A 15,299-nucleotide genomic window follows, 5' to 3' on the forward strand; every position below is an offset into this window, starting at 1 on the left:
CCTTTGATTTAAACAGGGCAAAAATAGGGTAAAAGCAACGAAATCAATACATACATCTACAGTTGCTTATCCCTTGGAAGAGATCCATTCCAATGGTAACAACGTGGGTACCTATATTATAACCGGAAATTTCATTGGTCAATATTTGGTAGGAGTAGCCAAAATAGAGATTGTTTTTCTTTATGCCTGCCATTGGAGAAAGGTAAAGAGGAGTCAATGGTTGACTTGGATCATTCAAGAAGCGATAAGTGGCACCAACGTAATAATAATCCTCAAAATCATAAAAACGGAATTTGGCGTTTAAATCGGTCACGGACCTACTATCACTTTCAAACCATTGGAAGAATACGGATGGTTCCAACTCGAACTTACTGTTCTTGTTTTTCTTGATACTGTAACCCGTATATACATAATAGTTTCTAAGGGTATTAGGTTCAAAGATTGGATTAAAGCTCTCTAAGTTTTTAGGCAATATGTTGGCTGCATTGATACTTAAAAAGAAACTGTTTTTACGATATAACACACCAACATCAAAGTTGTGGTTGGTTGTTGCTTTATCATCCACGGGAAGCTGGCCATTTTGCTCGGTAAAATTTTCAGTATCAATGCGGAATTGATTAAAATTATAGGAAATACCAAAGGATAAAAATTGATCTACATAACGATCAATGGTCAAATGGTGTGCAAATGATACACGCGCACCCCTTTGCTTGGTAAATCCATTACTGTCATTATATAGAAACATACCCAACCCAGAGCGGTTTCCAATCCTGGCATCAGCAGCCAAGGTTTGTGTATCCGGTGCATCTTCAATACCTACCCATTGGGTCAAGCCATTCAAGCGAACCTTAATATGGTCACCAATTCCAGCATACGTCGGAGATATTAGAAAGGGGTTGTCAGCATTATACTGGGAGTGTTGAGGTAGGGTCAACTCTTGACTCCTGACACCCATGGCCAACAAGACCAAAAGGATTAATATGTATGCTTTTTTAAACATTCTGTTCAAGTAGGTTATGCTATTATTATCGATATAGGGTAAAGTGGCCTACAAATTCCCGATCGTCATTTTCACCATTAAGGCGAATCACGTACCAGTAATCACCCGTGGGTAATGGTTTGCCATCGTAATCTCCATCCCATCCAGCGGTGTCTCGAGTCATTCGTTCCACTACTCTACCATAACGATCGTAAATGATAATTAGTACGTCTGGGAAGCCTTCAATATTGTCTGGAATCCACATATCATTGAGGCCGTCGCCATCTGGGGTAAAGAAGTTAGGCATCTCAATGTCATAGAATTCCATGAATATCTGAGCGGTTACCTCACATCCATTCTGATCAATAACTGTAACTGTGTAAGTATCAGTCCTATTGATGTAATACGTATTGTCCGAACCATTGTTCTGGTCATTGAAATAGAAGGTATATTCCTCAACCCCACCTTCTGCCACTGCAGTAATTTGGTTGATGTTGTTATTTTCAAGAACCAAGGTCAATGGCTCGTAGCCTTCAATGGTGAAGTCATAGGTGGTCATACAACCATTGGCATGTGCAATGGTAATATAATGGTCACCAGGTGTCATATTTCTAAAGTCTGCGGACAACTGCATATCGGCAGGATCTGTTGAATCCAAAGCGTACATGACATCTGGCTCAACAGTTGGGTCCTCAAACACAATACTCAAATAGTTATCAGGGATATTTCCAGTACACTCATACATTGGAGTTACTTCGGCACCAAGATTTACTCCGGGCTCTATTTCCACAAAGACATTGGTCTCACATCCTTGAGCATCGCGAACAAATACCACATGGGTTCCTGCTGCAAGGTTTTGGAATACCGTTTGATTTGGCACAAAATCAGCATCAGCGTTGGAGTTCAAAGCAGTCTCGTAAGGAGCGGTACCACCAGTAATCTGAAGTTCAAAAGAACCATCAGCGCTATCAAAACAAACTTCGTGCATGATGTTGATGGCCTCGGCCTCAACAGGCTCTGGTTGAACAATGGTGAACTGGAATGTCATGAAACACCCGTTAATGTCTTGGGCAATAACGTCATATACGCCAGGCGCCAAGTCTGTAAAGGTATTTTCCGTATCAAACTGGTTAAGGTTAGGTGAAATGGCATAGAAAATCTGACCTGTTCCTCCTGATACCTCAACGGTTATGGTACCATCGTTCATACCTGCACACGTAACATCGGTAGAATATTGGTTATCCACTTGTAATGGTGCAGGGTCTATAATGATAATCTCTGGAGAGACCTCAACACAATCATCACTGGTCACTCGTACATAGTAGCTTCCAGCAGGAAGATTGTTAAAGGTTCCATTGCTTGCTGGACCACCCAATAGATTGGTAAGGGCAGCATCACCAAATAGTTCATATTGATAGTTACCTAAACCACCAGTGGCTTGAGCCCTAATACTTGCGGTTGATTCACCCATACAGTTGATAAAGGCTGCAGAATCATCTATGGTAAGGGTCAATGGTGGTACCATATCAATACTTACCTGATTGGAGATTTGAGCCTCACAACCACTAGGAAGATCACGTACGTAGTACTGGTAATCTCCAGCACCTACAGCGATAATGGCTGTATTACCGGTCATTGTTGTCCATGTAGCCTGATCTAAGCTGTATTCATACGAACCTGAACCGCCAGCAGCTGTCAATCTAATCTCAGCTTGATTCAAACAGGTCAAGGCACTTAATTGCACCAGTGATGCGGTTACTTCGGTTGGTTCGGAAATGGTAATCGGCAATGTTTCCGTACCACAGTTCCAACCATCGGTTACAGTAATACTATAGATTCCAGCGCCCAAATTGTTGAATGTATCTGAAGATTGCTCACCAGAAGTGAATACAATTGTTGTTCCAGATGGATCATAAATATTCAATTGATATTCATATACACCTTCTCCACCAGCTTCATTTTCAGCCCAAACGGACGCATTATTATCGCCATAACAAGTCAACATTGTGGCTGAAGCAGCAATATCCGCGGTGATATCCATAGGTCGCACAAGCGTAATTGGTTCATTGATGATACATCCGTTGGCGTCTGTAATTTGAACATCAAAAACACCCTCAGACAATCCACTGAACAAATAGCTATAGACATTGTTGACCGTGTACACCTGTGTTGTGGTCGTATTGGTCAAAACAACATCGTAAGGAGGATATCCACCAGTTGGAGACACAAGCACTTCACCTTGGTCATTGGTACAGGTAACACTGGCTAACTGCTGTGGAGTCACCATTAATTGTGCACTTGGCGAAATAATGGTTATGGTGTTTGAATCCTCCACACACAATGGGTTGGCAGTTTCTGTAACTCGTACAAAGTAATTTCCACCTACCAAAGCAGGGTCTGTGATGGATAACGGATTTGTAGAGGTATTTGCGCTTCCAGTGATACCCGTTGTGGTACCGTTGGAGCGGAATACTTCGTAATCGTACGTTCCTGAATATCCAGTTACATTGATTTCTAGGGTACCGGCACCACCAAAACATACCGCTGGCGCTGTGGCCGTGGCCACCACGTCAATCAAGTCGTAAGGAGCAATGATATATGGTGTTGTGGTTACATAACAGCCCGTTGCATTATCCGTAACTCTGAACGTATAGGTTCCAGGAGCGGTCAATTCAAAAGTTGCAGTAGTGCTGGTCAATACTGTTGGAGCAGAACCATAAGGATTTCCAATAGGCAACAATTCAAATGTGTAGGTATTGGACACATCTCCATTGTCAGAAACTGTCAACAATACTTCCTCAGGATTGGCACAACTAATGGCCACGTTCTGGGTAACATTTACCGTAAAGGTGTTTATTGTAGGTATGAAAACGGAAGCTGTTGTAGTACAACCATTGGCATCTCTAACGTATACGGTAATATTTTGATCAACTCCAGAATCAATCACAGGGAAAGTGTTTGCTGTTTGGAAGTTGATATTGTTCAAACTATACGCATAATCCGCAGTACCTCCCACAGGAGTAACTGTGATGGTTGATGTGTTTACCGAATTGTTCGGATTACACAGAAAATCCGTAGCTGTAGCCGTTGCCGTTAATACGGTAGGTTCGGTAACAGTTTCATCATAAAAATCTTCACAAGCTCTTGATGAGATTACACGAACACGATAATCTCCGGCAGGAAGGTTGTCAAACACAGGACTGTTTTGCGCAAAGCGGTAAGGCGTCACCAAGTCTGACATTTGGTATAACTCATACGTATATACCGGATCTACTACAGTAGCAGGATCTAATACAACGGTTAAACTACCATCAGAACCACCAAAACAGTTTACAGGGTCTTCTATAACATTGGCAATTACTGGATCTACCTTATCATCCAACTCTTGGGTAACGGTAATCGTACATGGAGTTCCAGTATCGTTATCCGTAATGGTGAAGGTGTATATTCCAGGCTGAGTCAACCCAGTGAAGACACCCGTAGCATTGGTCAATGTAGTTGTAGCATCAGGGAAAATAACATCAAAGGTAAGGTTAGACGAACCTCCGCTAACATTCACCGTGATTCTTCCTCCTGGATCTACCGTACAGTCAATAGGCTTAACAACGGTTGTTGTGGCCGTCATGGCATCCAAAAGAACAACAGGCCCTACAGTTGTTGTACAGGTCCATTGATCGGCAACAAGTACCTCATATGAACCAGCACCCAATCCAGAGAAAATTGGACTGATCTGTGGTGAACCGACATTGACTCCATTTCGGATAAGCTGGTAGGTATAGTTACTACCCTGTCCACCTGCGGTACCCACTACTTCAATTTCGCCTTGAAGATTAGTACAGTTATCCTGATTGATTTGTAGCGTAGCTGTTATCGGAGTTGGATCTACCAATACAATGTTGTTCTGAACCATTTGCTCACAACCACTGGAGTCCATAACCCAAGCTTCGTAAGTACCAGGAGCCAACGAATCAAAATGGGCGCTAGGCAGATAGTCACCAGGTCCAGTTGGTGCCGAGGTTCCAACATAGTAGGAGTATCCTCCCCATCCGCCAGTTACGTTGATGATATCAATAATACCATCATTACCAGCACAGGTAATAGGGGTAACTTGTGTAGTTCCTGCAATAGGAGCGGCAGGACCAGCAATCGTGAATGATTCTGTATATACACAGGCCGATCCCGGAGGATTGGTATCTGTGACTTCAATATAATATGTTCCAGCAGCAAGTCCAGTGATGGTAAAGTTACCATCAGCATCAGAACCGGTGGTAACCACATCGTCACCTAAATTGGTTGGCGTGTTGTTAATATCATAGTACAAGGTGTAGCTGGTAGCACTGGGATAGGTAATGCTGGAAGCATCTACCAAGTTCAACTCAACCTCGCCATCTGTAGCACCAAAGCAGGTAATGTCTGTGGTGCTTACCACATTTAGATCCAATACTTCAGGGTCTGCAACAGTGTGTGATACCACAATAATACATCCAGTAATGGTATTTCTTACCTCAAAGTTATGTGTCCCAACACTCAATCCGGTGAAGCTGCCAGAAGCTTGGAAAGAACCAGAAGGCAACAATCTGAACTCATAATTAGCAGGATCTGTGGTTGAATTGGTGATGGAACCTGTTGCGGTAATGGTAATGTCTTCACCAGTAACACAGGTGGCCACAGCATCAACAGTAACAGCCGCAGACAACAATTGATCAAAAGGAGCAATGGTTTCCGTAGTGGTTCCCATACAGCCATTCTCATCATATACGTTGATAATATAGCTGCCGCCTACCATATTGGTTTCAATATAGACGTTGTTAGATCCTGTTTGGACCACAACATCATCACCTGTAGCTGGGGTACCTTGATCATTGATGAACTCATAAATCACATAAGTACCACTTCCTCCTGTAATAGAACCTGAATCCACAGTAATGGTGGCGTTGTTCCTATTGTTTCCTAAAGTACAACCAAACTCAACAACATTGGTGTTAATGTTGGCGATTGGGTCAGGTTCAACAATGATGATATCAAAGATGTCCACAAAACAGCTGTTGGCACCCACACCACGAACGCTATATGTTCCAGCAGGAAGATTTTCAAACGTATTTCCATTCAATACCGCACCGGCGGGCATTGGTGAAAGTGTATATGTCAATGGGTTGATTCCAGTATCGGTTTCGATAAGGGTTATTGTACCATCATCGGAGCCATTACAGGTAACATCTGTATGAATCTCTGTAAAGCTTGGCAGAGGAGCATCAGGAACCTCTACATTAATGGTTCTTGAGCAATTTGGCGGAGCGGTACCCATATCAAAAACAATTACCTCGTAGGTTCCTGCAGCAGCAGCACCTGTCCAAGTAAATGGATTTGAAGGAAGGGTTGTTCTTGCAACGTCGTTTGTACCAGGGCCATCAATAATATATTCATAGTTTCCAGATCCGGAAATGACCTCAATTTCAATTTCAGCATTGGCAGCAGCACCAGGTTCACAATCCAAGGCAACAGTTTGTATGGCTGTAAATTCCAGCGGAGCATAAACATCGATGACGTCGGTATCGATACATCCATTGCTGTCAATGATCGAAACATTGTAAGTTCCTGGAGCAACATTGTTAAAAATACCTCCATTATTCAAATAGGTGGTACCTCCATCCAACGAATAGAATATCTGTGCAGCTGTACTAGTGGCATTTATTTCCACTGAAATAGGAGTTGTACAGTTGTTGATCACAATGCTATCAATAGTTGGATTTGGAGTCAAATCTAAAATCACATCCCCCAATGGCATAGCACAGCCATATTGGTCTTCCATGGAAACAGAATAGGTTCCCGCAGGAGAATTGGCTGGAATTTCAATAGGATTATCAGATGTGGCGGTTATCGTTGTAAATGGAGCAGGCCCGGTTACGGTATAGGTGTAAATACCACCACCGCCAAGAGGGTTTTGCACTTGAATAAGTCCTGGAGCATTACAGCTTATGTCTTGAAGCACAATAGGTGTACCGCTCAATGGATCTAGTTCTATGAGTAGTTCATTTTCTGTTGCACCCACACAACTATCATTGTTTGAACCATCTACCTCAACCACTTCAATGAAATAGTTTCCTGGAGGTAAATTGTTAACGGTAACGTCCTGTTGAGGAGTTGAAAACGGAACGATTCCTCCACTATCTGCAACCAACACCGCGGAACCAGAGCTCATGTCATAAACAGACCATCTAAATTGTGTTTCAAACGGAGCTTGATTATCGGTTACGGTATAGGTAATGCTACCATTGTTTGCTCCATCACAGCTTGGTGTTATACTTGATGTGATTTCAAGCGGCACCGTGATGATATCATTTACGTTCACATTACTTTGTCTAACACAACCAGCGTTATCCCTTACATAGAAGGTATAGGTCCTACCAGGAACCAAGTTCGTAAAGGTATGGGTTGTTCCTAATGGTAACGGAGCGGTCCACGCCGCTGTAGCTGGGTTAAAGTTGGCAGGATCGTCTGAATATGCATATTCATAGGGTGCTGTACCATTCTGACCCCTCACGGTAACCTGTAGTTCATTACAATTGACCACAATAGGCAAAATGGTAATGTCCAAATCATCCAAAGGATATGGTATGATGAAGGGAGGAAGGTCGGTCTGGCAAATTGTATTATTTGAGCCGTCTACAGTTCGCATGGAAGGATAAACGGTCTGACCTGAAGTATATCCAGTAAATTGATCTGAAGTTCCAGGGTTGGAATTGTCCCCAATCCATGTGGCACCTCCATCATCACTAAATTGAATGGTTCCCAATGTGGATGGATATCCAGAGAATCCAAACCCAAAGTCACTCATTAATCCAGTACACGTTGGGGGTGTTATTCCAGAAACAACCCCGGTCAATTCATCTGGATTGTTAATGGTCTGTGTATCCGTAATGGTACACCCTGTGGCATCGGTCACGTTAATGGTGTAATCACCGGGCATTAGGTTGTAATACGTTCTGCTTGTGGCCAATACGTTGGTATTGGTTTGGTCTGATGCACCACCGTTATCCACATCAATAATTTGAATGGTATATGGGCCAATTCCTGAGGTGATGTCCACCAAAATGGATCCCGTTCCATCATGACACTCAGGGTCTGTTGGAGTAACGGTCATGGTCAATGGAACAGCAGGGTTCACAGTGACTGTTTCCATATATTCGCAATAAGGACTTGTGGCCGAATTGTCTCGTACGTAAACATCATAATCACCCTCATTACCAGCGGTAACAGGGAACACATTGGTTGTGGAGAAATCCCCAGAGTTGGGCGTAACTCCGGTCAATACGAAGGCATATTCCAAATTAGGAACACCTCCTGATGCTGTTACCGTGATACTTCCATCGGCACAAGAGCTGATATCCACAACATCCACAGAGGCTTCCAAAGCGTCCTCAATGGTAATATTTTGTAGGGTGCCCACACATCCAAAACCATCTCTAACATTGATGGTGTAGTTTCCAGCTGTAAGACTGGAGAAGGTATGCGTAGTTGATGCCGCTGGGCTTGGGGTAATCCAAGGACCACCGTTCAAGCTAAATTGATAGTTGCCGTTACCACCGGTAACGTCTACGGTAATAGTACCATCATTATTTCCACTGTAACAAGCGGTTGGAGTAGAGGTAAATGCAATAACTTCTGGCGCTACTATGGTAATGGCAGCATCAGTAGGATCTTCACACAGGTTGGTGTCCCTGGCACGAACAATATAGTCACCAGGAGCAAGTCCTGAGAAAATATTGGATGACTGATATCCGATAAGGATACCACCTCCATTGTCTTCCAATTGGTATTGATAAGTAGGTGTTCCACCAGTAGCCGAAGCGGTAATGGTAGCGCCTCCATTGGTACACGTCATCACACTGGTTACCGAAGCGGTTGTCACCAACGGATTGGGTTCTGTTAATGTCTGATTTATAGTAACGGAACACGCTGGATCTCTAAGATCAACAAGGGTGATGGTATGTGCACCAGCTGCTAAACCAGTTATGGTTATTGGGCTTGCAAATTGGGCAACAGAAACAGAACCACCGTCTACTTGATAGGTAAATCCTGTTCCGGGCTCAAAGTTTTCAACTTCAAAAGTTATGGTGCCATCCGCAGCGCTGTTACACGTAAGGTTGGAAAAAGCGGTAATTGCACCATCAAATGCATGTCCGTCCTCAACATTAACGTTAAGTGTCAATGTTCCCGAACAAACTTCTGGGGTTTGGAAAGCCTCAATATCGTCAATAGCGATATCGTTTCCTCCGGTTACAGCAGAGTTGGTTCGGATGACAATATCCAAGTTGCTATTAGCCCCAGGATTTAGGGTCACACTGTAATTCTGCCAGTCATTGGCACCATTGTTTTTTGGTACCTGCCCAGTAGTTGTACTTGCAATTACGGTTCCAACGCCATCCACTAATTGAATGTCAATGTCAGGGTCGGCCCCACTTGTTCCAACACGCAAAAGGTTGAAAGCCCAAAGTGAAATGGTGATATCCCGGTTTGGAACCACTTCAATATTTCTTTTTGCATAGATGATACCATTAGGACCTACGGCACCACCAACGTTCATTGCCAAAAATCTACCATTGGCCATTCCTGAATGGTCATTGGGATTTTGCCAAGTACCATAAGGATTTACAATGGATTGTGTTACCGAGTATTCGCCATCTTGTATATGAGTATCTGTACCAAACCCACATAGACTTGTACTTCCATCCTGAGGTTCATAACAGTAGGCGGGATCCACTTCAGATATGCTGGTGTTAGGCCCAGCCCCAAAAGTTTCCAACAATAAAACACTTGGAGTTGGCGCAGAGTTGCTGGTGTAATTAACGGTAACAGTGTGAGCACCAACAGGAACATTATTGAACATGTTTAGATCAGCAGGAGTGTTTGGAGTTCCATCCAAAGCATAGGTATAGTCAAAATCTGGACTATCTGGAGTCAAGGTAATGATACCTTCACCATCACATTCGTAGTCAATGGCAGGGGTAACATTGGGAGGTGTTGGAACCGGGTCAATGGTTACCGTCATTGGATAGGTACACAGATTTGCATCGCGGATGTAAACGGTATGTGTTCCGGGCAATAAGTATCCAATTGAACTTGAACCATAGGTTGTTCCACCATTAAAACTGTACTCATACGGAGCAGTACCGCCAATGGCATTGGTGATTCTAACTTCAGCGCCCAATCCCGGGTTACACTCTGCCAACTGCGTTACAGCAGCAGAAGCCGAAAGGGTAAAGGGCTCTGTAATATTGTAGATTTGATTGATGATACAGTTGTTCGCATCTCTAACTCGGATGTTATAACTACCTGCAGGTTGATTTACAAACGTATTTGAGGCCTGAAATGTAGCTCCATTGTTTATGCTGTATTGGTAAGGAGCCTCACCTCCTGAAGCCGTAATGGTAATAGTGGCTTGCGATTCGCCGCTACACAAGATTCCAGTGTCAGCCACAGAAATGGCCAATGGCGGATCTTGGCCAATGGCAATGTCATAAGAGGCCTCACAGTATCCGGCAGCTCCGCTATTATCGCGAACATATACATCATAATCGCCAGCACCGGTGACACTTATAGGATTGGTTGCGGAGAAATCCCCAGCGTTTGGAGTAACGCCATTGGCAACTACGGCATACACATAGTTTCCATCACCACCAGCGGCGGTAATCGTAACATCGGTGTCCGTTGCACAGGCAGTTATGTTAGGAGCGGAGGCAATAACACTCAATTCTGGATCAATGGTAATTGAAGCTGTATCGATACAGGTATTGCCATCCCTAACTTGGATGGTGTAAGAGCCAGGGCCCAAGCCGGTAAATACATTACTTGCACCAAATGGACCTCCATTTAGGCTATATTCAAAATTACCATCACCTCCCGAAGTAACATTTGCAGTCAGGATAAGGCCTGTGGCATCATCATAACAAATGTCGTTTGGCACAATGGCCAAAACGGGAGCAACGGCTTCGATAATATCGAAAGTATCGGTGAAGACACAACCATTTGCATCTGTAACGGTATACGTATAAGTTCCGCCGATGGTCAAGTTGCTGAACAATCCATTGGATTGTGGAGCAGGAAGAACATATCCTGCAGGACCAGCGGTAATTTCATAGCTATAACTTCCCCATCCTCCCGATGCAGCAATGGATACAGATCCAGGAGCTGGACACGTTGGTTGGGTAACGGTTTCAGTAGCCGTTAAAGCAGATGGAGGCGCGTTAATGGTCACATCTGCGGTATCGGTACAATTGGTAAAGTTATCGGTTACTGTAATGGTATAGGTTCCCTCGGCCAATCCGGTCAAGGAAATGGTTCCGTTGGTCTGCGCACTTCCAGAGAAGGTGGCTGGACCGGTTACGGAGTAATCATAATCTGTGTTGAAGTTGCTAACGGTGTACAAAAGCTCGCCATCGGCAGCACCAAAACAGGTGATATTTGCCACCAATTGTCCAACAACTGCAATTTCCGTAACAGGAGCAATAGTAAAAGACTCATCATAGGTACAGCCTTTATCATCGGTTACCCTGAACATATACGTGTCCGGAGCCAATCCATCAAAAGTCGCAGTTCCCGCTAAAATAGAGGTAGCGGCAATTGCGGATGGCGCAATAATTTCAAAAACAAACGGTGTGTTTCCACCAACCACGGTTACGCTAACGTCAGAAGTAAACGTAGGACAACTTGGATTGGTAGCCGTAAAAGTTAAATCTGTAGGTGGGTTTAGCGGATCTAGGGTAATAGGGTTGGTATCGAATGTACATAGATTAGCATCCCTGATGGTGATAGTGTACGTACCATCGGTAAGTCCTGAGAAAGTTTCAGCTCCTGGACCACTTACAAAGTTTACCCCATCAATACTGTATGAATACGGAGCAGTTCCCCCAGTTACATTTTGAGCCTCAATGATACCATCCTGCAAACAAGTGTAATCCTGAATAAGTGCCGCAGTACCTGAAATGGCAGCTGCTGGCGCATCAATGGATTGATACTCAAAATAATCACAGGAAGCACTTCCTTTTCTTTGGTTAACAACGATGGCATAATCACCATCGGTAAGTCCGGGGAAATACCCTGAAGCGTTGGTTGCCAATGCATCGGCAATATTGTAGTTGTTCTCGTCAAAACCAGTAGCATCAAACAAGTAGTAGGTAAGTTGGTAGCCGTTGTCGTCAACAAGATTAAATTGTATGGTTCCTGAGGCCTCGCCATTACACAACACATCATTTACGGTTGTGGCATTAAACTCGGCTTCTGGTCTAAGTTCTATGGTTACTGTATTTGAAATGGCTGTACAGTTATTTCTGTCTACCACCACAAAGGTGTAGTCCCCTGGAATTAGAATGTCAAATATTTGACTAGTTTGATAGGCCGAAGCGGGAATGTCATTTACTGTAGGATAAGAAATTTGAGTGATTCCGTTGTTGTCCACAAAAGACCAAATAGCATAGGTGTGTGGTGTTTTTCCTCCTGTGGATTCCATCAAAATATTTCCTTCCCTACAGGTAATATGTTGGGAAATTCTAGCCTCTAATTCAAGGTCTGTGGTGTTTTCAATGGTAACCTGTTCTGTATAATCACACCCATCATCGGTTGTAACGGTTACATCATAAACTCCACTGTTCAAGTTTAGGAAGGTATAGTTGTTATCTGAAGTAGGGCCATAGGTGTCCACAACGGTTCCACCAAGAGAAACTTCGTAGTAGTATTGGGGCTCTACATTCAACACAGAAATGGCAATTTCACCCAAGCCATTACAATCCACTTCCTTGGGAACGATATCCACTTGGAAATCCCTTCTAAGGATACCAATGTTTTCCAAAATGAAAACACAGCCATCGGTAACACCTTGTTGTCTCATTTCAACGGTATAGGCACCGTTATTGGCGATGTTAAAAGTTGGGCTTGTTTGATAAGGGAAAACCTCTGTTCCAGTAGATTGGTTAATTAAACGATACTCATAACTGGCCGGCATGTTGGTCACAGTGATGAATCCATCCGTGTCACAAATAATGTCTTCTGAGGTATATTGTGGGTTCAAAGGGTTTTTGTAGATGTTGAAATAGAACCTACTAAAACAACCGTTTTGGTAATTGATTACCAAACGATATTGACCTGAATCTGAAGCCAAAAAGTCATTTCCGGTATCCACGGTATTCCAGGTACAACCACTGTTTGTGTTGGCACAATCTTGAGTTGAAGCAGCACAACTGGCTTCATCCAATTGTTCCCAAACAATGCTTTGGGCATCGGGAATGTTAACTTGAATTAGCTCTGTGTCGTTAAGACCACACAAGAAGATTTCTGGAAGCTCGCTACCATCATTTGGACAAACCACAATTTCTCCATCAATGGTGTTGGAGGTATCATTGATCAATGCGGTAATTGGGTTGGACTGAACGCTTCCAAATAGCTCAACAACAATGATTTCCATGAAATCTTTACAAGGGTCAGCCACTTGTTTGTCCACTAAAAAGGTTCCTGTTTCAGTCACCAAAAGTGTACTTGGGTCACCATCTGGATCACCGTCTGTAATAACAGTGTCGGTACCAACATCAATTTGATTGTTGCCGTTTTCGTCACGGTACCAAACATAGTTGTCAAAGTTGTCACCAGCATCCAAGACCACACTGGTTCCGCACAATTGTACAGTTCTAGTGAAGTTACAGGCACTCAAGTCATCCAATAAGAAGTTGGTTGCACCGGGCGTACCGAATCCACAGTCATCAAAATCATAGACACTGGGGTCATCGGTAATCTGATTATCGTTAATAATCCCTTCATAGGTGGAGTATGCCAAGTTTTGAATTACATCGGTACAAGCATCAACAAAATCAAAACAGTTTTCAGCCACCTGAACTCGCATCCGAATTGCGGAAACGGGGTCTCCTTCTTCAACCAGGTTGTCTGGAATGGTAAAGGTTACTTCCCTAGTTGCTGGGTTATAAGTGTAGGTTGTTCCTGTGGGCATTACAATGGAAGCCTCATCCAAGGTGACGTTCACCGGAAGTACATCTCGGATGACATAATTGGTTGCATCATCATTACCGGTGTTTCGGAAGGAGAGTACATAATCCAAATATTGACCGAGGTTTACCCCGGCTCCGGTAATATCGTTTCCACCAATGTCCTCTACAGTTTTTTCCAGTACAATGTTGGGCTCAATTACCTCAACACCAAAGGTCATCAAGAATGCACCAAATGCATCACCTTGGGTATAAAGCCGAAGGGTTGCATCTGTTTCTCCGTTTGCTATGACACTGTTAGAGGGGTTGCTGATTTCAAAAATATCCGAATCAAACCCCAATGTATTGGTGGCATAAATGTTTCTTGTGTTTACGTCTACTCCATCAATGGTAATGTTGGAGTTAAAAAAGTTGTTGGCCGGGTTGGCTCCATTGGAAAGACTTGTAAACCCTGGATTCATAGGGGTTTCAATCCTAAAGGCATCACCTGTCAATCCTCGGTCTCCTTCCACAACACTGGCTCCTAATCTGGCTCTTACGGGCCCGACTGGAATTGTGTTGAATCCAGAAATGGAAATATCCGCAGTTGCGGTACCGGTTACACCAGCGTAACCATCAAAAACCGAAATGTATTTTCCGGTCAATGTTGGGTTTTCATAGATAACGACCAAGGTCCATCCACCAGCACCACCAACACTAACACCTCTTGTTGCCCTTACGTTGGCTACTGTGTATTCCCCGTCTGGGTCGGCTAAGGCCTGTAGTTCACCAGTTACGTTTCTAAAACAGGTATAAGGTGAATCTTTAAAGGTAACATCGTCATGAATGATGGCATCTTCCTGCCCCACGGGGTCGGGGTTATTATCGGCCACAATATCAATGTAGCTTCCACCGGGCACCTTGAATTTAATCGCAGTAAAATCAAGTCTTCTGGTATCATTGGCCGGAAGTCCAGAGATTTGCGAATTGTTCATTACCTCTTGTTGGTAGTTGGCCGACCAATAAAGTCCGGCCCAGTAAATTCGGGAACAATCAGGTAATGACAAGGTAGAACTACTGGAGCTGAAGGTTGATGGGTCTCCATCAATATCTATATAATCTCTATGGAAACCGTTGTTGTTTCCGCTTCCGTTATAAGGGTCATTGGCGGTGTTGCTACCATCAACTCGGTTAATAATACTGTTTGATAGAAACGTATAATCTCCTTTTATGTTGATATACGAATTGTCTAGCCTAGGAGTAAAGGGAACCTCTACCTGGGCTTGACCTGTATAGCCAACAAGCCAAATGCCGATAAGGCATATAACTGTTTTAAAGATATGGTTGGTCAT

The 15,299-nt window shown here is 43.5% G+C and carries 2 protein-coding genes; both read right to left on the reverse strand.

Annotated elements, in window-relative coordinates; translation table 11 throughout:
* Positions 1-43: 43 nt before the first annotated feature.
* Entirely contained in the window at positions 44-1,000 is a 957-nt protein-coding gene (locus ACFSJE_RS10310; protein WP_379830890.1) for a PorP/SprF family type IX secretion system membrane protein, read from the reverse strand.
* A 25-nt stretch (positions 1,001-1,025) separates the two neighbouring features.
* Complete coding sequence (locus ACFSJE_RS10315; RefSeq protein ID WP_379830891.1) at positions 1,026-15,299, reverse strand: T9SS type B sorting domain-containing protein; 14,274 nt, start codon at positions 15,297-15,299, stop codon at positions 1,026-1,028.

Source organism: Flagellimonas iocasae (genome assembly GCF_042682725.1).
Taxonomy (GTDB): Bacteria; Bacteroidota; Bacteroidia; order Flavobacteriales; family Flavobacteriaceae; genus Flagellimonas; species Flagellimonas iocasae.